The organism is Agrobacterium sp. 22-221-1 (assembly GCF_053522445.1).
Window position 1 is genome coordinate 23,583 of record NZ_JBNWCL010000011.1, and the last position, 19,394, is coordinate 42,976.

22 protein-coding genes are annotated in these 19,394 nt (G+C 60.5%); 14 read left to right on the forward strand and 8 right to left on the reverse strand.

Annotated elements, in window-relative coordinates; genetic code table 11:
* Positions 1-91 precede the first annotated feature (91 nt).
* The 4 genes from ACQZ5N_RS17060 (at position 92) to ACQZ5N_RS17075 (ending at position 3,189) form a co-directional block, all read left to right on the forward strand.
* Positions 92-1,018, forward strand: coding sequence for an EAL domain-containing protein (locus ACQZ5N_RS17060; protein ID WP_059757465.1), 927 nt, complete (start codon positions 92-94; stop codon positions 1,016-1,018).
* Positions 1,019-1,164: 146 nt separating this feature from the next.
* The gene (locus ACQZ5N_RS17065; protein WP_448733589.1) at positions 1,165-1,476 is read left to right on the forward strand and encodes a hypothetical protein; all 312 of its coding nucleotides are present in this window, start codon (positions 1,165-1,167) and stop codon (positions 1,474-1,476) included.
* Positions 1,477-1,626: 150 nt separating this feature from the next.
* Positions 1,627-2,529 (forward strand): DMT family transporter, encoded by a 903-nt coding sequence (locus tag ACQZ5N_RS17070; RefSeq protein ID WP_035263654.1) that lies wholly within the window; start codon positions 1,627-1,629, stop codon positions 2,527-2,529.
* 444 nt (positions 2,530-2,973) lie between these two features.
* Positions 2,974-3,189: a cold-shock protein gene (locus ACQZ5N_RS17075; RefSeq protein WP_003494703.1), complete on the forward strand. Its 216-nt coding sequence runs from the start codon at positions 2,974-2,976 to the stop codon at positions 3,187-3,189.
* A 116-nt stretch (positions 3,190-3,305) separates the two neighbouring features.
* On the opposite strand, the gene ACQZ5N_RS17080 is transcribed toward ACQZ5N_RS17075, so the two are convergent.
* Positions 3,306-3,950 (reverse strand): MBL fold metallo-hydrolase, encoded by a 645-nt coding sequence (locus tag ACQZ5N_RS17080; RefSeq protein ID WP_020811278.1) that lies wholly within the window; start codon positions 3,948-3,950, stop codon positions 3,306-3,308.
* Positions 3,951-4,181: 231 nt separating this feature from the next.
* On the opposite strand from ACQZ5N_RS17080, the gene ACQZ5N_RS17085 reads away from it, so the two are divergent.
* The 4 genes from ACQZ5N_RS17085 to ACQZ5N_RS17100 all read left to right on the forward strand — a co-directional run bounded on the left by ACQZ5N_RS17085 (position 4,182) and on the right by ACQZ5N_RS17100 (position 7,656).
* Positions 4,182-4,781 carry a DUF1236 domain-containing protein gene (locus tag ACQZ5N_RS17085; protein ID WP_059757456.1) on the forward strand — a complete coding sequence of 200 codons (600 nt, stop codon included), beginning with the start codon at positions 4,182-4,184 and terminating at the stop codon, positions 4,779-4,781.
* A gap of 241 nt (positions 4,782-5,022) precedes the next feature.
* Positions 5,023-5,529: a MarR family winged helix-turn-helix transcriptional regulator gene (locus tag ACQZ5N_RS17090; RefSeq protein ID WP_031234081.1), complete on the forward strand. Its 507-nt coding sequence runs from the start codon at positions 5,023-5,025 to the stop codon at positions 5,527-5,529.
* Positions 5,530-5,531: 2 nt separating this feature from the next.
* Positions 5,532-6,245 (forward strand): response regulator, encoded by a 714-nt coding sequence (locus tag ACQZ5N_RS17095; protein ID WP_003522866.1) that lies wholly within the window; start codon positions 5,532-5,534, stop codon positions 6,243-6,245.
* A gap of 31 nt (positions 6,246-6,276) precedes the next feature.
* Positions 6,277-7,656, forward strand: coding sequence for an ATP-binding protein (locus tag ACQZ5N_RS17100; RefSeq protein WP_059757454.1), 1,380 nt, complete (start codon positions 6,277-6,279; stop codon positions 7,654-7,656).
* A gap of 171 nt (positions 7,657-7,827) precedes the next feature.
* Here ACQZ5N_RS17100 and ACQZ5N_RS17105 read toward each other — a convergent pair whose 3' ends face one another.
* The 4 genes from ACQZ5N_RS17105 to ACQZ5N_RS17120 form a co-directional block, all read right to left on the reverse strand.
* On the reverse strand, positions 7,828-8,169 hold the full coding sequence (locus ACQZ5N_RS17105; RefSeq protein WP_003522868.1) for a tRNA-binding protein: 342 nt from the start codon (positions 8,167-8,169) through the stop codon (positions 7,828-7,830).
* Between the two features lie 11 nt (positions 8,170-8,180).
* Positions 8,181-8,999, reverse strand: a complete 819-nt coding sequence (gene proC / locus ACQZ5N_RS17110; RefSeq protein ID WP_448733590.1) for a pyrroline-5-carboxylate reductase — start codon at positions 8,997-8,999, stop codon at positions 8,181-8,183.
* 1 nt (position 9,000) lies between these two features.
* Positions 9,001-9,501 carry a type III secretion system chaperone family protein gene (locus ACQZ5N_RS17115; protein WP_003522870.1) on the reverse strand — a complete coding sequence of 167 codons (501 nt, stop codon included), beginning with the start codon at positions 9,499-9,501 and terminating at the stop codon, positions 9,001-9,003.
* A gap of 429 nt (positions 9,502-9,930) precedes the next feature.
* Positions 9,931-10,194, reverse strand: coding sequence for an accessory factor UbiK family protein (locus ACQZ5N_RS17120; protein WP_003522871.1), 264 nt, complete (start codon positions 10,192-10,194; stop codon positions 9,931-9,933).
* A 308-nt stretch (positions 10,195-10,502) separates the two neighbouring features.
* Here ACQZ5N_RS17120 and lgt point away from each other — a divergent pair, with 308 nt between their 5' ends.
* The 6 genes from lgt to ACQZ5N_RS17150 all read left to right on the forward strand — a co-directional run bounded on the left by lgt (position 10,503) and on the right by ACQZ5N_RS17150 (position 16,523).
* The gene (lgt, locus tag ACQZ5N_RS17125; protein ID WP_035239431.1) at positions 10,503-11,315 is read left to right on the forward strand and encodes a prolipoprotein diacylglyceryl transferase; all 813 of its coding nucleotides are present in this window, start codon (positions 10,503-10,505) and stop codon (positions 11,313-11,315) included.
* A gap of 15 nt (positions 11,316-11,330) precedes the next feature.
* The gene (locus ACQZ5N_RS17130) at positions 11,331-12,431 is read left to right on the forward strand and encodes a class I SAM-dependent methyltransferase (RefSeq protein ID WP_448733591.1); all 1,101 of its coding nucleotides are present in this window, start codon (positions 11,331-11,333) and stop codon (positions 12,429-12,431) included.
* Positions 12,432-12,582: 151 nt separating this feature from the next.
* Complete coding sequence (gene pgeF, locus ACQZ5N_RS17135; protein ID WP_020811369.1) at positions 12,583-13,377, forward strand: peptidoglycan editing factor PgeF; 795 nt, start codon at positions 12,583-12,585, stop codon at positions 13,375-13,377.
* Between the two features lies 1 nt (position 13,378).
* Entirely contained in the window at positions 13,379-14,530 is a 1,152-nt protein-coding gene (locus tag ACQZ5N_RS17140; protein WP_269829125.1) for a M24 family metallopeptidase, read from the forward strand.
* A gap of 89 nt (positions 14,531-14,619) precedes the next feature.
* A complete protein-coding gene (locus ACQZ5N_RS17145; RefSeq protein WP_400156228.1) occupies positions 14,620-15,369 on the forward strand; it encodes a hypothetical protein in 750 nt (249 codons plus the stop codon).
* 221 nt (positions 15,370-15,590) lie between these two features.
* Positions 15,591-16,523, forward strand: a complete 933-nt coding sequence (locus ACQZ5N_RS17150; protein WP_003522877.1) for a ribose-phosphate pyrophosphokinase — start codon at positions 15,591-15,593, stop codon at positions 16,521-16,523.
* A gap of 250 nt (positions 16,524-16,773) precedes the next feature.
* Here ACQZ5N_RS17150 and ACQZ5N_RS17155 read toward each other — a convergent pair whose 3' ends face one another.
* From ACQZ5N_RS17155 to ACQZ5N_RS17165, 3 genes are read right to left on the reverse strand one after another with little or no spacing between them, the layout of a single operon-like run.
* Entirely contained in the window at positions 16,774-17,622 is an 849-nt protein-coding gene (locus tag ACQZ5N_RS17155) for a phosphatase PAP2 family protein (protein WP_448733592.1), read from the reverse strand.
* Positions 17,612-19,120, reverse strand: coding sequence for an ArnT family glycosyltransferase (locus tag ACQZ5N_RS17160; RefSeq protein WP_448733593.1), 1,509 nt, complete (start codon positions 19,118-19,120; stop codon positions 17,612-17,614). The genes ACQZ5N_RS17155 and ACQZ5N_RS17160 overlap by 11 nt, the downstream gene beginning before the upstream one ends.
* A complete protein-coding gene (locus tag ACQZ5N_RS17165; RefSeq protein WP_031233742.1) occupies positions 19,095-19,382 on the reverse strand; it encodes a lipid-A-disaccharide synthase N-terminal domain-containing protein in 288 nt (95 codons plus the stop codon). The genes ACQZ5N_RS17160 and ACQZ5N_RS17165 overlap by 26 nt, the downstream gene beginning before the upstream one ends.
* Between the last annotated feature and the right edge of the window lie 12 nt (positions 19,383-19,394).

Below are 19,394 nucleotides of genomic sequence, written 5' to 3' on the forward strand. Positions count from 1 at the left end.
CGCAGAATTTAAACCTTCCTTAACCCGGAAGTAACGCTTGATACGCTACATTCGCGAGCCTAGAGGTCGTGTCTCTATAGCTGGTTGAAAAATGGCGCTCAAAAGCATCTTTTCCAGTCTTGTCCGCGAGGTCGATGGCACATGGTCCACGGCCTATAGCACCTTCAACCTGAAATCGGCCCTGCAGCCCATTTTCCGCCGCACGGCGAGCGGTATTCTCGACATCGATTCCTTCGAGGGTCTGGTGCGTCCCCATCGCAATGGCGAGCCGGTGACGCCGGGCGAATTCTTCTCGCTGGTCGCGCCGGAAGATATCGAAAATATCGACAGCATCCTGCGCACGATCCACATTCTCAACACCGGCAGGCTCAACCGGTCCCGCGCCCGCATCTTCGTCAACTTCCATCCGGGCCTGTTCCAGACCCCGGCCAAGATGCGCCAGGAAGTGGAGCGCATGCGTCTTGCCGCCCACGAGGCCGGCATGACGGCGGATCGCATCGTCTGCGAAATCTCCGAGAAAAAAGCCTCCGACACGCAGATGGTCGCCGACTTCGCCTACCACATGCACGATATCGGTTTTCGCGTGGCGCTCGATGACTATGGCGCCGGCGATTCCGACATCGACCGGGTGAAGCTCATCAAGCCGGACTATGTGAAATTCGAAGCCGGCTGGGTGCGCGATTTCATGCAGAATTCGGCGGGTGCTGCCCTTCTGCGCGTCATCGTCAGCCAGTTTCGCGCCGATGGCATAGAGCCGGTCTTCGAAGGACTGGAAGCCGCATGGCAGGTCGATCTGTGCGAGGAACTCGGCGTCCTGTTGATGCAGGGTTACGTGCTGGCAAAGCCCGAGCTTGCCCCGACCAGTTTCGACACACGTTTCCCGGAACTCGGCAGTGAATATTTTGCCCCATCAAGGGCGGAAAGAGGCCCTGCGCCACCGGCATTTTTCCGGGAAGAACGCCCCGCCGATCCGCACCCGCTGCGCCAGACCCGGACCTTCGGAAAACGCGGCCTCTGACGCCAAATCCGGCCAAACGGCTCTCCTGACCGGCTTTGCCACAATATTGCCGCAATAAATGCCGCGGAACGCCAGAATTCGGTCTCCAAGCCGTCCATTTCGAAGCCTCTTTTATCCTTTAAGAACAGGGACAAGAGGCGACAGCCATGTTTACCAACGATCGGACTTCCGTTGAAAGGTTAAGGGCGCAGAGAACGCTGTTTTCCCTCTGGATGGCCGTTGCGGCTTTTCTTGTCATCGTCACCATGGCCGCCGGCATAGCAACCTCGGCCAATGCGGCTGCCCAGGCGATCGATACCCTGCATACTTCCGCCATCCCGCAGGTGGCGACGACGACGAAAGCGGGTCCCCACATCCTGCTCATCGTCCTTTCGGCCGCGGCCTTCATCGGCCTCGGCATTGGCGGCCTGACGCTCACCCGGCGCAGCCTGAAGGACGAGGCCCGCCGCTACAAATAAGCGGCCCTTCCCTCGACTTGCGGCATCGGCAGGTTGCTGCTAAAGCACCCGGAAACAGTCATCCGCATCGCGGATCGATATTTCAAAAATCCCCGAATTGCCACGGCCGCGACTGAATGATCTTCCGGCCCTGCCGTGCTGGTGCCAACAATGACGCGTATTCAGGCCAATATGCTGCTTCTGCTCGCCGCAGCAATCTGGGGAGGCGGCTTCGTCGCGCAATCCTCCGCCATGGCCTCTATCGGCCCGTTCTGGTTCGTCGGCCTGCGTTTCGCCATCGCCGCCATCGCCGTGCTGCCCTTCGCGCTCATGGAAACAAGGTCGCTGAAATCGCCGCCGCGCCGGCGCGAAATCGGCAGCTTCATCCTCGTGGGTCTGGCCCTGTTCGGCGGCGCCACCACCCAGCAGGTCGGGCTCCTGACCACGACCGTCACCAATTCCAGCTTCCTGACCGGGCTTTACGTCATCTTCGTACCCGTGATCGCCGTCGTGCTTTACCGCCGTCACCCCCACTGGATCGTCTGGCCATGCGCGCTGATGATGCTGGGCGGCATATTCCTGCTCTCCGGCGGCGCATTCGAGGCACTGACCACGGGCGATATTCTCAGCATCATCTGCGCCTTCTTCTGGGCGATCCAGATCACGCTGGCCGGGCGCTTCGTCTCTGAAAGCGGAAGGCCGCTGGCGCTTTCCTGCACCCAGTTCGCCGTTTGCTCCCTTCTTAGTTGCATGATCGGCGTTGTGTTCGAACCGATCAGCATGGCCTCCATCGAGGCGTCGCTGGCGGAAATCCTCTATGTCGGCCTCGTCTCCTCCGGCCTCGCCTTCGTGCTGCAGGTCATCGGCCAGCGTTACACCACCGCCCCGCAGGCCGCGATATTCCTGTCTTCGGAAGCGCTTTTCGGCGCTTTGCTGGCTTCGGTGTTCCTGAAGGAAACCATTTCAAGCGCCGGCTATATCGGCTGCCTGATCATATTCGTCGCGATCCTGATCGTGGAACTGGTGCCGGAATTGACGCGCAAACGGCAAAAATCCATGGCTGGAGCGGCCTGACGCAAAAAGAACTTATTTTTCTCGTTCCGCCATAAATCCAGATAGGGCATTCAAATTTTGCCGTGAAATCCTGCGGCAAACGGCAATTATTTCATCAATTGTCGCTTCTGCGGAAAAAATATGCGATTGCGCGATGTTATTCTACCGCAGGTTTTTTATCTGACAAAAAGCCCGTGAAAACTTTTGCTTGCCAATTTTCGATAAACGCATCACTCTACCGCGGTTCGGGCAATTTGCGAGCATGGGAAGGCCTATAATTTTGCGCACTGGGGACGCTATAAACCTCGGGCGGTGGGACGAAAAACGTTGGATGAGAACGCCATTACTTCCCGCTGCGAAGGTCCATTTTCTCAATAGTCAAAAACTGCCTGCCAACGCCCACGCGGGGCAAAACTGTAATGCTGCCTGTAGCTGAACGCGGGCAGAGCGAAAAGGACCTGATGCATGGCCGAAACTGGCACCGTAAAATTCTTCAATACAGACAAAGGCTTCGGCTTCATCAAGCCAGACAATGGTGGCGCTGATATCTTTGTTCACATCTCTGCCGTACAGGCTTCTGGCCTGTCCGGACTTTCAGAAAATCAGAAAGTGAGCTTCGACACGGAACCGGATCGTCGCGGCAAGGGGCCGAAGGCAGTCAATCTGCAGATTGCTGGCTGACCCTAAAACGGCTTTCTTTTCTAGTTGAAGCCCGGCAGGAATGCCGGGTTTTTTTGTGCGTCCTGCAGGCCTTAGAGCATTTCCAGGAAAAGTGGAAAACTCTAATGGGCCGGCACTCAGAGCCCCTTGAGATAGGGGTTGGTGAGCCGTTCCTCACCCAGCCGTCCACCCGGGCCATGGCCGCAGATGAAACCGACATCGTCACCCAGCGGCAAAAGCTTGTCGCGGATGGAGGCCATCAATTGCTCGTGGTTTCCGCCCGGCAGGTCCGTGCGCCCCACCGATCCCGAAAACAGCACGTCGCCGACATGGGCGAAGTTCTGGTCGCGGTTGTAATATATGACGTGGCCGGGCGCATGGCCCGGGCAATGATACACCTCGAAGACATGATCCCCGAAGGATACCCTGTCGCCGTCCTTCAGCCATTTGTCGGGCGCGACGTTCCGAAGACCGCTAATGCCGTATTTTTCTGCCTGCGCCTCAACTCTTTCGAGCAAGGGCCGGTCGTCCTCATGCGGCCCGATGACCGGCAGCGACAGCTTTTCACGCAGTTCATCCGCGCCACCGGCATGATCGAGATGCCCGTGCGTCAGCCAGATTTCTTTCAGCGCGATGCCGTTTTCAGACACGACCTGGAGAATGACGTCCACATCCCCACCGGGATCGACGACGACGCCCTCCTTGGTATCCTGATCGAACAGGATGGTGCAATTCTGCTCGAATGGCGTGACCGGAATAATGCCCGCCTGCAATTTTCCCATATCCTGTGTCTCCTGTCTGAAAGCTCCTGCCTCCTATAGCCCGCGACCGGTGGCGGCACAATGGCGGCGGAAAAGACGCCGGCTTTCAGTGGCTGGACCAGTCTAAAAACCACCATGGAAACAGTGAGATAGCAATAAATCTTCGGCGGATGGCGGGAATTGCCGGCAAAAAATGTGGAACGCCCCGATGGTTGCGACGTTCTAGCTCCAGTCTTGAAAGGAGTGAGACACATGGACAAGACGCTTAAAATGCTCATGGCTGGCGGCGCCTTCGCCTTGATGGCCGGTTTCGCGAACGCCGCCATGGTCGCCACCACCGCATCGGATATTTCCGTTCGCTCAGGCCCCGGTGAAGACTATCCCGAAGTGGGACTGGCCACCCGCGGCAGCAATGCGGTTCTGGATGGCTGCATGGAAGGCAGCAGCTGGTGCCGGATCGAAGTCAACGGCCTGCGCGGCTGGGCCCATGCCGATTATCTGAACGTCATGTATGAGGGCTCGCCGGTCATCCTCGAGCAGCGCCGCTCGGAACTCAGCGTGCCGGTCGTGACCTATGAAACAACCTCGAGCGTGCAGGCAGAACCCAATCCCGGCGATCCGAACCTCGGCCGCGTCGGCGAAGTCGATCCACCGCAATCGGTGATGACCTATATTGACGAACATCCCGCAGACACCGTCACCTATGACGGCGATATAGCCGTCGGTAGCGTGTTGCCGTCGGATACACGTCTCGTTGAAATTCCGGACTATCAATATCGTTATGTCCAGGTGAACGACGTGCCGGTTCTGGTCGAACCTTCGACGCGACGGATCGTCTACGTCTATCAGTAAACGCACGGCGGACATCAAGAGACGGATAAAGAGCGCGGAGTTTCCGCGCTCTTTTCTATTTCCGGTAAAGGTCACTCAGGATTCCAGTTGCACCCGCACCCGCGCCATATTATCCACCGCAACAGAAAATGATCGCGGCATTCTCCCGAGCGGACGCATTTTCGGCTATGTTTACAGAATATTGGCGCATCGACGCCTGTCAGCCTATGATCAGACAGCCGCAGAATATGAAGGAACCGCAGTGCCACCGCAATCGCTCAAAACCGCCGCCGCCAGGCAGACACCGGCACTCCCGAAGGTTGACGACGGCAAGATCGACTTCGACACGATCGAGGCGCTGTTCTTCGCCTATCGCGATTTCGTCTCAGATCCCGATGTCATTCTGTCGAAACTGGAATATGGGCGGGCGCATCACCGAGTAGTCTATTTCGTCAGCCGGCAGCCGGGTATGACGGTGGCGGATCTGCTCGATACGCTGCAGATTACCAAGCAGAGCCTTGCCCGTGTGCTGAAGCAATTGATCGACGACGGTTACATCCGCCAGATGGCGGGCCCGGAAGATCGCCGCCAGCGCAGGCTCTACCCAACGCTGACGGGTCGCGAACTGGCGCTGGCGCTGAGCGAGCCGCAATCGCGCCGCATCGACCGCGCGCTGGAAGGCCTCGGGCCGGACGCCCGCGCCTGCGTGCGCAAGTTCCTGGCGCAGATGCGCAGCCCGACGACGACGACAACCGTGGAGGACGAGTGACGATGGCGACAGCACCGACAAAACGTCCGCCGGCGGATGACGATGCGGCCCATCTCCTGATCGTCGACGACGATGCCCGCATTCGCGATCTCCTGCAGCGCTTTCTGGGCGACAAGGGCTATCGTATCTCCGTGGCGGCCGATGCCGCCGAAGCCCGGCGCAAAATGGTGGGCATCCGCTTCGATCTGCTCATCCTCGACGTGATGATGCCGGGCGAAAACGGACTTTCGCTGACCCGCTCGCTGAACGAGGACAAATCCGTGCCGGTCATCCTTCTGACCGCCCGGTCGGAAGCGGATTCGCGCATCGCCGGGCTGGAAGCGGGAGCGGACGATTATCTCGCCAAACCTTTCGACCCGCGCGAGCTCGTCCTTCGCATCAACAATATCCTGCGGCGCAATACCTCGCCCGATACGCCCAAGATCGAACAGATCATGTTCGGCCCCTACAGCTTCTCCATCCCCAAAAAGGAATTGCGGCGCGGTCCCGAAACGATCCGCCTGACGGATCGCGAGCAGGAGATCATGCTGCTTTTTGCGCTGCGCGCCGGCGATACCATTCCCCGCCACGAGCTGGTGGAAGCGGAATCGGAAGTGGGCGAAAGAACCATCGACGTGCAGATCAACCGTCTTCGCCGCAAGATCGAGGACGACCCTGCCAATCCTGTCTATCTGCAAACGGTGCGCGGCATCGGTTACCGCCTGAGCGTGGACTGACGAGCACCCAACGAAGGGCGAACGCACGGCCATGGCGAGCCTCGATTTTCTCAGCACAGTCAGAAACAGCGGCGCGGCCAAGGCCTGGCGCATGTCGGGCAGATGGCTGCGCCACTGGCTGCCAACCGGCCTCTACACCCGTTCGCTGCTTATCATCATCCTGCCCATGATCCTGCTTCAGGGCGTGGTCGCGGCCGTCTTCATGGAACGCCACTGGCAGCTCGTGACGGAACGCCTCTCCGCCGCCGTAACACGCGATATCGCCGCGATCATCGAGCTTCTGCAGACGGACCCGGAGGAAGACGACTATCAACGCGTCATCCGCATCGCCCGCGACAAGCTGGATCTCAGCGTCTATATCGAACCGAAGACAGACCTGCCGGCCCCGAGACCGGAGCCGCTGTTTTCGATCCTCGACAGGATCCTCGCGGATCAGCTGACGCAGCAGATCGGCAGGCCGTTCTGGATCGATACCTATGGCAATGGCTCACTGGTGGAAATCCGCATCCAGCTGGAAGACAAGACCCTGCGCGTCTTCACCCGCCGCAGTTCGGCCTATGCCTCCAACACCCATATCTTCCTTGTCTGGATGGTCGGGGCATCGCTGGTGCTGATCGCCATCTCCATCCTTTTCCTGCGCGGGCAGATCAAACCCATCGAAGCGCTCGCCAAGGCGGCGGAAAACTTCGGCAAGGGCCAGAAGATCAGCGGCTATTCCCCCCGCGGTGCGGATGAGGTGCGGCGCGCCGGCCTCGCCTTCATCCTGATGCGCGAGCGTATCGAGCGGCAGATGGAACAGCGTACCGCCATGCTGAACGGCGTTAGCCACGACCTGCGCACCATCCTCACCCGTTTCAAGCTGCAACTGGCGCTCGCGGGTGACAATCCCGACCTCGAGGGGCTCGACAAGGATGTCGAGGACATGCAGTCGATGCTCGAGGCCTATCTGACCTTCGCCCGTACCGATGTCGAAGAGGATGTCGGCACGCTGGAGCTTCCAGCCCTTCTCGAAAAAATCGGCCATGATTTCGAGCTGCACGGCAAGAAATTCAGCTACGAGCTTTATAATATCGAGCGGATCATCGCGCGGCCGAATGCGCTGTCCCGGCTCGTCGCCAATCTGGCCGAAAATGCACGGCGCTACGCCGGCAATCTCCACATCGATATCCGCAAGGCGCCGCGTTCCATCATCATGACCTTTGACGATGACGGGCCGGGCATTCCGGAGAACTCACGCGAGGATGTGTTCAAGCCGTTCTTCCGGCTGGACGAGGCGCGTAACCTCAATGCTTCGGGCACCGGCCTTGGCCTTTCCATCGTCCGCGATATCGCCCGCAGCCACGGCGGCGATGTGACGCTCGATGAAAGCCCGATGGGCGGATTGCGGGTAATCGTCAAAATTCCGGCTTAGAGTTTTTTCGCTTTTCTTCGAATCGCGAAAACACTCTAACTCCTTGTTTCGGCGCATTTCCGGACGGAAAACCGGGCTCCACTTTTCCTGGAAATGCTCTAGAGCACCGGAGCGAAAAGTGTGACACGGACTTGCTGTTTCCGTCACCTCGGCACTGAGCCGTCAGTTCTATCAGCACATTTTCTCGCCGTTCGGCACCGGCCGCTCGACGGCGGCAAGCACGATATCGCCATTGGCATCGGCAAAACCGAGCGTCAGGACCTCGGACCGGAAAGGGCCGATCTGGCGCGGCGGAAAATTCACCACGCCCAGAACCTGCCGGCCGACAAGGCTTTCCAGCGTATAATGCACCGTGATCTGCGCCGAGGATTTCTTGACGCCGATCTCCGGCCCGAAATCGATCTTCACCTTGAAAGCGGGCTTGCGCGCTTCGGGAAAAGGCTCCGCTTCGATGATGGTGCCGACACGGATATCGACCTTCTCGAAATCGGCATAGGAAATTTCACCGCTCATGGCCCGCCCCTTCAGCCCGCCAGCTCTTCGGCGCGGTTTTTTGCGGCAGCGACCGCCCTGTCGAACAGCGGTTGCATGCCGTCTTCGGCCATCAGCACGGATAGCGCCGCAGCCGTGGTGCCGCCCGGCGAGGTGACATTCTGGCGCAGGCGCGCCGCCTCGTCGGAGGACTGATGCAGCAGCTCGCCGGCGCCGGCCACGGTTTCGCGCGCCAGACGCATGGCCACATCCGCCGGCAGACCGGCCTTGCGGCCGGCTTCGGCCATGCATTCCACCAGATAGAAGACATAGGCCGGGCCGCTTCCCGAAACCGCGGTCACCGCGTCGATATCGCTTTCGGCATCCACCCATTCGACCGGGCCGCTGACTTTCAGCAGCCCGTCCACCACCGTTTTAAGCTCCGGCGTCACCAGCTCGTTGGCATAGGCACCCGTGACGCCACGGCCGACCATGGCCGGTGTGTTGGGCATGGCCCGCACGGCGGCAACCTTGCCGAAATGCGAAACGAACGTGCCGATGGTGGTGCCCGCCGCAATCGAAACGACGACCGTATGCGGGCCCAGCAGGGGTTTCAGTGAGGGCAGCACGGCTTCCATCATCTGCGGCTTCACCGCCACGAAAAGAATACCGGCCTTGACGCCCTCGGGCACGCTTTCGCTATGGGTGGCTCCGGCTTCCGCAATCGTCGTCCGCATGGCGTCGGAAGGGCGCGGATCGATGACGATGACCTGCGATCCTGGCACACCCTTTTTCAGCCAGCCTGAAAGCAGGGCGCCGCCCATGTTGCCGGCGCCCACCAGGACGAGCGGCCCGGAAGCCTTATATACCATCTTACGCTTCTCCGACGGTCTCGAACATGACCGCTTCGATTGCACTTTTCGCATCCAGCCCCGACCAGACGACGAACTGGAATGCCTGATAATATTGTTCGCAGGCCTCCAGAGCGCTGGAAAGCAGCACTTCCACCTGCTGGTTGTTCGGTTCGGCGCCGCCCGCCAGAAGCAGGGACTGGCGGAAGATCACCACATCTTCCTGCCGCCACAGATCGAAATGCCCCATCAGCACCTGACCGTTGACCTGAGAGAGCAGACGAATGACTTCGTTGACGCGCTGGTCCGGCACCTTGATGTCGAAGGCGCAGGCAAGATGTAGCGCCTCGAACTCTTCCATCCATGAAAAGGAGACGTGATAGTCGGCCCAGTGACCGGCGACAGTCATGGCGATCTCATCTTCGCCTGAACGTTCGAACGACCAGTCGTTCGAGGCGGCGACGATCTCGATCATGTCCACGGGATTGGACTGACGCTCAATTTCAAATTCTATCAGACTCATGCGGCACCTTCTCAGCCGGTAGGAATGTCCTGTTTTGAACGCCGGGCACAAAACGCACATACAAACCGGGATAAACATTTGAGACGATTGCCCGACACCACCAGAATTACGCATTCACCCTGTCTGGAGCTTACCAGGTCTTTTCGAATCATCATTTAAAATCAGTGTATAATGGCCGAGTCCTGCTGCCACCCCTTCCCCGCCATTTTTGCTTTTTGAACAGTGGATATCTCCTCCCCCATCACCTCAGGTGAGATACATAAGCGACTCTGCCGATTGCGTTTTTTGGAAGTGTCCACAGGCCCCAAAAAATTCGTGCCGGAGAGACGTTTTTAACAACCGGGAGTCATTTCGGGCGGAATGGGCCGAAAACAAAAAGCCCCGGAATCGCAAGCGATCCGGGACCCATCGAAAAAAAGCGTTAAAAAATCAGTCTTTGGCGGCGGAAAGCTTCGCTTCCAGAGCCTCGATACGGGCGCGCAGCGCGTCGTTTTCATCACGCGCCTGAATGGCCATTTCGCGAACGGCATCGAATTCCTCGCGCCGGACGACGTCCAGACTGTTCAGCCAGCGATCCGCCTGCGCATGAAAAGCGGCTTCGGCTTCCTTGCGCACACCCTGCGCTGCGCCGGCCGCATCGGTCATCAGCTTGGCGAATTCATCCAGAAAACGGTTGGTGCCTGTCGTGCTCATGGCGCTCATCCTTCGTCGGTTCAGGGGCATCGTCTTGCCCGCTGTTGCTAGCCTTCAGGTAGGCACTCCATCGCCGCCTTGCAAGCGAAATCGAAAAATCGCAAGAGCTTGCATGGCCTACGGTATCTTGAACCGGAGCTTGAAGAATCACCTTGACCGCCGCCATCGCAATCGCCATTTTCCTTGGCGTCAGGGAGACCGGTGAGCATCATCGCCCGGCCCCTTCAGGCAATGGCTCGTTCCGTTGTCCGCCCCACAACGATGACGGAATATACGGATTGTTAGCCGCTCCCACCCAACTCGCCATCATGCCCTTCCCCAATATCGATCCGGTGGCGCTGTCCCTCGGCCCGCTCTCGATCCACTGGTACGGCATCGCCTATGTCGCGGGCATCATGCTCGGCTGGTTTTACGCCCGCCGCCTCGCCCGCACGGATCGCCTGTGGCCGAACGAGACGTCGCCGATCTCGGCGCAGCATCTTGACGATTTCATTCTTTGGGCAGCCGGCGGCATCGTGCTCGGCGGGCGCATAGGCTACATCCTGTTTTACGATCTCGCCGCGGTTGCCGCCAATCCCATCAGGGCAATCGAGATATGGAATGGCGGCATGTCGTTCCATGGCGGCCTGATCGGCACCACCGTCGCCATGATCCTCTTCGCCCGCAAGAACGGCATTCCGGTCTGGAGCATGTTCGACGTCGTCGCGGCCGTGGCACCCATCGGCCTGCTGTTCGGACGCATCGCCAATTTCATCAATGGCGAATTGTGGGGGCGCATCGCCGACGTGCCATGGGCGGTCGTCTTCCCGACCGGCGGCCCCTTCGCGCGACACCCGAGCCAGCTTTATGAAGCGGGTCTCGAAGGCCTTGTGCTCGTCATCGTTCTTGCAATCGCCATCTATGCCTTCAGGGCGCTGAAGACGCCCGGCGTCGTCACCGGCATCTTCGTCTGCGGTTACGCGCTGTCGCGCATCTTCGTGGAATTCTTCCGCGAGCCGGACGCGCAGATCGGTTATCTCGCCGGCAACTGGCTGACCATGGGCATGGTACTCTCCACCCCCATGTTCGCTCTCGGCCTCTGGGCGGTTCTGCGGGCGCGCAGCGCGGCAAAAAGCGCCTGAACGGTATGACCCGCCATGACGACACCGCTCGCGCAACGCATCAAATCACTTATCCGGCTCAACGGTCCGCTTAGCGTTACCGACTTCTTCTCGCTCTGCCTCGCTGACCCAGAGCACGGTTATTACAGGAGCCGCGAGCCCTTCGGCCGTTCGGGCGATTTCATCACCGCACCTGAAGTCAGCCAGCTTTTCGGCGAAATGCTCGGCGTTTTCGTAGTCCATGCCTGGCAGAGGCACGGCGCCCCCATGGAAACGCAATTGGTGGAAATCGGCCCCGGCCGCGGCACCATGATGTCGGACATGCTGCGCGTCATCCGCCGCATCGCACCGCCGCTTTACGAGACGATGCAAGTGCATCTGGTGGAAACCAGCCCCCGCCTTTCCGCCATCCAGAAGGAAACGCTGGCCGCACATGCGGACAGGCTGACCTGGCACGACAGTTTCGACGACGTACCGGAAGGTTTCCTGCTCCTCGTCGCCAACGAACTTTTCGACGCCATTCCGATCCGGCAATTCATAAAGACGCCGCAGGGTTTTCGCGAACGGGTCGTCAGCCTCGATGCCAATGACGAACTTGTGTTCTCGACCGGGCTTGCCGGCATAGATCCGGCTTTGCTGCCGCCGCAGCCGGAACGGCAGCCGATTGGCACCATATTCGAGATTTCGCCTGCCCGCGAAGCCGTGATGACCGCGATCTGCCAGCGCCTCTCCGTCCATGGCGGCACGGCGCTCGCCATCGATTACGGCCATCTGGTCGCCGGTTATGGCGATACGTTGCAGGCCATGCGCAACCATGCCTTCGATCCGGCGCTTGCGCATCCCGGCGAAGCCGATCTCACCAGCCATGTCGATTTCGAAAGCCTCGTAAAAACGGCCGAAGCAACCGGCGTACACGTCAACGGCACCCTGAGACAGGGCGACTTTCTCTATGGCCTCGGTCTCAAGGAGCGTGCGGCCGCACTTGCCGCCAAGGCCACGCCCGACCAGACGCTGGAAATCGCCGAAGCGGTCAACCGCCTTGCCGGCGAAGGCGCCGGCAAGATGGGGGAACTTTTCAAGGTCATCGCCGTTTCAAGTCCCGCGCTTCATCTCCTGCCGTTTCGCGCGGTGGATTGACAGCGCAATCACCTCTGGGCCAACATCGCCGCGACACACGAAGCAGGCACACTGCATCACACACGCCGCGCAACGCCGCGGCAACCGGAAACATCTCGCTTAACCGCACCTCACTGGCCAACAGCGATATTCTCCAAGGAACTCCCGCACCATGCAGAACGCAACGCTGCCGCTCCCCATCCAGAGTCCCCTGCTCGCCGATTACAGCAAAAACCGTATCCGCCACGGTTTTTTCACCCGGCAGGGCGGCGTGTCGGAAGGGCTTTATCAGGGCCTCAATGTCGGCCTCGGCTCGCATGACGAACCGGAACGGGTGCAGGAAAACCGTCGGCGCGTAACGCAATGGTTCGGCCTGTCGGCGGAGCGCCTCGCCACCGTGCACCAGATCCATTCCCCCGATGTTCTCGTGGTCGATGAAACCTATGACGGCAGCCGCCCGCAGGCCGACGCCATGGTAACCGCGACACCGGGTTTCGTGCTTGGCGTGCTGAGCGCCGATTGCGGCCCGATCCTGTTTGCCGATGCGGAAGCGGGCGTCGTGGGTGCGGCCCATGCCGGCTGGAAAGGGGCGCTGTTCGGCGTGCTCGAAAACACCATCGAGACCATGACGACGCTCGGCGCCAGCCGGGAGCGCATCGCCGCCTCGCTCGGCCCTTCGATCAGCCAGAACAATTATGAGGTCGGTCCGGAATATGTGGCGCGTTTCACCGATATCGATCCGGCCTATGCGGATTATTTCGCCGGGACGGAAAGGCAAGGTCACGCATTGTTCGACCTCAAGCAATTCACCATCGACCGGCTGACGAAAGCCGGTGTGAAGGCGGAAAATCTCGGCCTCTGCACCTATCCCGACGAACATCGCTTCTATTCCTACCGCCGCACCACCCACCGCGCCGAACCCGATTATGGCCGGCAGATTTCCGCAATCGCAATTCTGGAGGACTGACATGGCCCTGCATTTCGAGCTTTCGGAATTCGATGCCCGTCGCGAGCGTCTGCTCGCGAAAATGGCCGAGGAGAAGCTGGACGCCCTTCTGCTTTTCGCGCAGGAAAGCATGTATTGGCTGACCGGCTATGACACGTTCGGCTACTGCTTCTTCCAGACGCTGGTGGTCAAATCGGACGGCTCCATGACGCTTCTGACCCGCTCGGCGGATCTGCGCCAGGCCCGCAATACCTCCATCATCGAGAATATCCTGATCTGGGTCGACCGGCCCAATGCCGACCCGACGCTCGATCTCAAGAACCTGCTGAGCGATCTCGACCTGCTGGGCGCAAAGATCGGCGTCGAATACGACACGCACGGCATGACCGGCCGCGTCGCCCGCCTGCTGGACAATCAGCTCGCCAGCTTCTGCCAGATGAGCGACGCTTCCTATCTGGTCAGCACCCTGCGGCTCGTCAAAAGCCCGGCCGAGATCGCCTATGCGCGCAAGGCGGGCCAACTGGCCGATGCGGCGCTGGACGCAGCGTTGCCGCTCATCAGGCCCGGCGCGGACGAGGCCGCAATTCTCGCGGCAATGCAGGGAGCGGTTCTGGCCGGCGGCGGCGATTACCCCGCCAATGAATTCATCGTCGGTTCCGGCGCGGATGCGCTGCTGTGCCGTTACAAGGCCGGCCGCCGCAGGCTCGACGCCAAGGATCAGCTGACGCTGGAATGGGCGGGTGTCAGCGCCCACTACCATGCCGCCATGATGCGCACGGTGGTGATCGGCGAACAGGACTTCCGCCAGAAGGAGCTTTACAGCGCCTGCCTGCAAAACCTCACCGCCATCGAAGAGGTGCTGCGGCCGGGCAAGACCTTCGGCGATGTCTTCGACGTGCATGCCCGCGTGATGGACGAACGCGGCTTGACTCGCCACCGGCTGAACTCCTGCGGTTATTCGCTGGGCGCACGCTTCTCGCCGTCCTGGATGGAGCATCAGATGTTCCACGCCGGCAATCCACAGGAGATCACCGCCGACATGACGCTCTTCGTGCATATGATCGTGATGGATTCCGATTCCGGCACGGCCATGACGCTCGGCCAGACCTATCTGACCACGGAGGGCGCGCCGGAGCCGCTCTCGCGCCACAACCTCGATCTTCTCACAGCTTAAATCGCCGCCGGGTTTGACAGAGCGGGAAAACCGCCCTTACATTGCGCCACCTTGGGCAAGAAGGAGCGGAACATGAGAGGGAAAATCGCATGAGCCGGACGGGGTTCACCCCCCTTTTTCCGGCCATCATTGTTCCAGCGATGATGCTGGCCCTGTCAGGCTGCAACACGACGGAAGCGCTGACACCGCAGGTGGATGTCGGCCACAATGCCTCGCAATCGACACCCGTGACCCAGGGCGATCTCGACCAGATGGCCGCCGCCGCCGACCGCGCCCCCACGGGCGCTCCGGCAACCGCAACATCCGTTCCCGCCTATGCACCGCAAAATTCGTTGCAGGCGCAGGCACAGGCGCTGTCCAACGGCAGCCAGTACGGCGAGCCGCTTCGCCAGAACCAGACCGCAGCCCAGCCACCCGCCGCCGCTCAACCTGCACCCGCACAGCAGACGGCATCGCTTGCGCCCGCCTCTTCCGCAAACTCCATCCGCTTCCTGCCGATCATCGGAGCGCCGGTTCAGGCGGTGACGCCGCTGTCGCGCCAGCTCGGGGCCGAAGCGCGGGCGAAGGGGCTGACCATCCGGGCCTCCAACGACAATTCGGCCGAAAACATCCTGAAGGGATATTTCTCCGCCTTTGCCGATGGCGCCAAGGTCAATGTCGTCTACGTCTGGGACATTCTGGACGCCAATGGCGTGCGGCTTCACCGCCTGCAGGGGCAGGAAACGGTGGCGGCAAAAGGCAGCGATCCATGGGCCGCCGTGACCGACAGGGTCATGCAGGATATCGCTGCAAAAACGCTCAACGACTATTCGTCATGGAAGCAGTCTCAACAGGGATGAGGTGAAAACGGCGGGAGAAGTCACAGAGATTTCACGAAAATCATTGCGAAAGCGCGGAGTCCTCTTGCAATCGGAAGCAACAGCGCTATTAAGGCGCGCATGGCAACAAGGCGTATCCGGCAAAGGCTTTTCAGCCGGATGTTCCTCCCCTTGAACGACGCTTGGTTACGGTGGATTGAGCCCCGTGATGCAAGGCGATGGCATGGAAACAGGCGGCCGCAATGAAGGTTTTCGCAGGCAATTCGAACCGGCACCTTGCCGAAGCGATCTGCAAGTATCTTAACGTTCCTCTCGGAAATGCCACTGTAAAGCGGTTTGCTGACCAGGAAATATTCGTAGAAATCAGCGAGAACGTGCGCGGCGAAGACGTTTTCATCGTCCAGTCCACCTCCTTCCCGGCAAATGATCATCTGATGGAACTTCTCATCATGATCGACGCCATGCGCCGCTCATCGGCAAAGCGCATTACCGCGGTGCTTCCCTATTTCGGTTACGCCCGCCAGGACCGCAAGGCCGGCCCCCGCACCCCGATTTCCGCCAAGCTCGTCGCCAATCTGATCACCGAAGCCGGCGCCGACCGCGTTCTCACCCTCGATCTCCATGCCGGCCAGATCCAGGGCTTCTTCGATATCCCCACCGACAACCTCTTCGCAGCGCCCATTCTGGCCCGCGACGTGAAGGACCATTACGACACCAACAATGTCATGGTCGTTTCGCCCGACGTTGGCGGCGTGGTCCGCGCCCGTGCCCTCGCCAAGCGTCTCGACTGTCTTCTGGCCATCGTCGACAAGCGCCGTGACCGTCCGGGCGAATCCGAAGTCATGAACGTCATCGGCGATGTCTCCGGCAAGGACTGCATCCTCATCGACGACATCGTCGATTCCGGCGGCACGCTCTGCAACGCCGCTGAGGCGCTGCTGAAAAAGGGCGCCACCAGCGTCACCGCCTATATCACCCACGGCGTGCTTTCCGGCGGCGCGGTTGCCCGCGTGGCCTCCTCGAAGCTGCGCGAACTCGTCATCACCGACAGCATCCAGCCGACCACCGGTGTCCAGTCCGCGCATAATATCCGCGTGGTGAGCACCGCAGGCCTGCTCGGCGAAGCGATCAACCGCACCGCACAGGAACAGTCGGTTTCCGGCCTGTTCGACTGAGAAGCTGCGGAAACCTCGGCAATCATTCTAGGGTCTGCCGAATTGCCGCCCGGTTTAGATTTCCGGGCAGGCTGCGGTCCATCTCGAAATCGCTGGTTCCCTCGACGTCATCCTCGGCCCTGTGCCGAGGACCTAGTCACGTTGAATAAGATCAATAGGTCGCAGATCCTCGAGACAAGTCCGAGGATGACGCAAGAGTGTCTGGCGCGCTTCGCCATTCACCTCATTGAAGCGAACTCCGAAGTTCCCCTTAAGACGATGCCGCACCCGCATCCGGCGGCCGTTGCAGACGTGAGGCTGCGGCCTTGATTTTCGGCCACCAGCGCCGAACCCGGGTCAGGACAGCATGGCGACCGTTACGCCAGATACTGACCGTATCGGCTGTGACCGCATCGCCGGTAAACAGATGCCGATGACGTCCGATCACCAGCGCCCGGTAGAGAAACAGGGTCGTGAGGGCGGAAAACAGGATGGACATCACCACATCGCTGAGGAAATGCCCGCCGGCCGCGATGCGCAAGCCGGACATGAGGACGATCATACCGGCAGCGATGCTTCCCATCGCCAACCGTCCGCGCCGTTGCAGCCGGGGCCAGACGAGCACGCAGAGCGGCAGGAAGAAACTGGCGATCAGCGCGGTTTCGCCGGAAGAAAACGAGCAGTTCGAATAACATTGCGCACTGTACTGGAAAGGCGGCGTGAAAAGCTGCTGCCCACCGAATTCGGTGACGCTGAATGGGCGCGCGCGACCGATGGTCGCCTTCAGCACACCATTGACCAGAAGCCCGGCGCAGAGGATCACCGGCCCGCACAGGAAGGCCCACACCCGCCAGCCGGTTCTTTGCAGCGTGCCCAGCCGAAGATTACCTACAAGGATCACGAAAGCCAGAAGGGTGGCAAGCTCCGTTCCTTCGCGCAGCGTATCCCGCAACCATTCGGGAAACGGCTCACGGCCGGACCATGGCTGCTCGACGGGCGAGAAAAACAGGGCGGAGAATCTGAGATCGATCGAGGGAAAGGTCGCGAACAGGATGACGAGCGCCAATGTGACGAATGTCACCCAGATCGTGATCCGCATATGCGAAAGATCATTGTCCATTGCTACCCTCCGGCATGCATCGCGGCAGCAGGCGCCAGAGGCCGATTTCCCTGCCCTCGAGGAAGCCCGGCCCGGCGGTCCAGCGGGCGACCGGCGCCTCGCCGGCAAGGCAGGCCGGCAGGCCATTTGCACTTGCCAGAAACAGGGGATTTTTCGCCTCGCCGGGTTTCAGCGGGTAAAGAAGCGCATAGTGACTGGAAGGCACGCCGGTCTCGGGCAGTGCGCGCGTCATCAGCTGCTTCTCATCCCGAAGCTGATAAAAAAGCTCGGCAAGTATCGAACGGTCGGTGGCGACGATGGCGTCCGCACCCGCCTCGCGCGCCCGTAACAGACCGGTCGACACCAGCTCGGCGCGACCTAGATACCGCGCCATCGCCAGTTCACCTTTCGGCAGGCGCAATTGCGTTCCGGCAATGGTCATCAGCGGCAGCACAACGGCCACGATGCCGCCGAGCACAAGCGTGGACACAGTAAGCCAGCGCCGCGACGCCAGGACCGGCACCGCCAGCAGCACGCCGGCCGCATAGGCCCCGACCGCCCAGTTGGCGAGCGCCCGTGACATCAAACCCTGCGCGGTGATCAGCAGAACGATCGGCACCGAAAGAGCGACCAGCGCCCGGGTTTCGGCATTCTTCGCACGAATTGTTGCGACGATCATGCCGACGAAAACGAACGGTCCGACCACGCCCGCCTGCGAAAAGAAGAATTCCAGCGCGGAACCGATCTTCAGCTGGACGCCATGCCAGTTCGCATTATCCGCCGTATGGCGTGCGGTCATGAAATCATGCGCCGCGTTCCACCACAGATTGGGCGCGATGACGGCAACGCAGACCAGTGCAGCAATGATCGCGTCACGCAGCCGGATTCGCCATGCCTCACAGAGCCAGCCGGCGGCGATGAAGCAGGGCAGAAAATAGATCATCGCATATTTCGACATCAGTCCGAGGCCGAAGCAGAGACCGAGGGCGATGCTCCAGCCCAACGCCGCCCTGCCCTCGCGGCGGGCGAGCGCAAGCTTCCGCACGGAGATCATCGACAGCACGATGAACAGCATCATCGGCGTATCGGTCGAGATCAGCAGGCTGCCGAGCGTTACGGCCGGCAAGGTCAGATAGATAAGGGCGGCCAGGGATGCCAGCCTGACATCATAGATCATGCGGCCGAGGGCAAGGATGGCCGCCGCCGCCACACCATGCACCACGGGTGCGGCCAGCCGAACCTGAAAAGTGCCCTCACCGCCGCCCAGAATGGTTGCCGCGCGAATGAGCCAGCCGATCAGGGGCGGCTTGGAATAGGCGCCGAGCGCCATCTCCCTGCCCCATAGCCAATATTGCGCCTCATCGACGAAAAGGTCAGTGCGGTTGAAGGCCAGCCCAAGGACGCGCAGCGCGGTTACGAGGACGATCGCCACGAATGCAAATGTCAGCCATCGGCGCTCATCGCCTGCCTGCGCATAAGGCAGGGTCGCCGCCTCATGCATGCTGGCGGCGTTCTGCATGAATCAACCAGAGATTTCGGGCATAGATGAAAAGGCCGGACGCCTGGCCAAGAATGAAGACCGGATCGCGCCGCCAGATGGCGTAGGAAAGCAGCACCAGACCGCCGAGAACGGAAAAATACCAGAAAGCCACCGGAATAACCGAGCGGTTCGCCCGTTCCGAAGAAATCCATTGAACCAGAAAACGCATGGTAAACAGCATCTGGCCCATGAAGCCGGTGCAGACCCACAGAAATTCCTTCCAGCTGTTCACATGCAGCATGGACCATAAAGC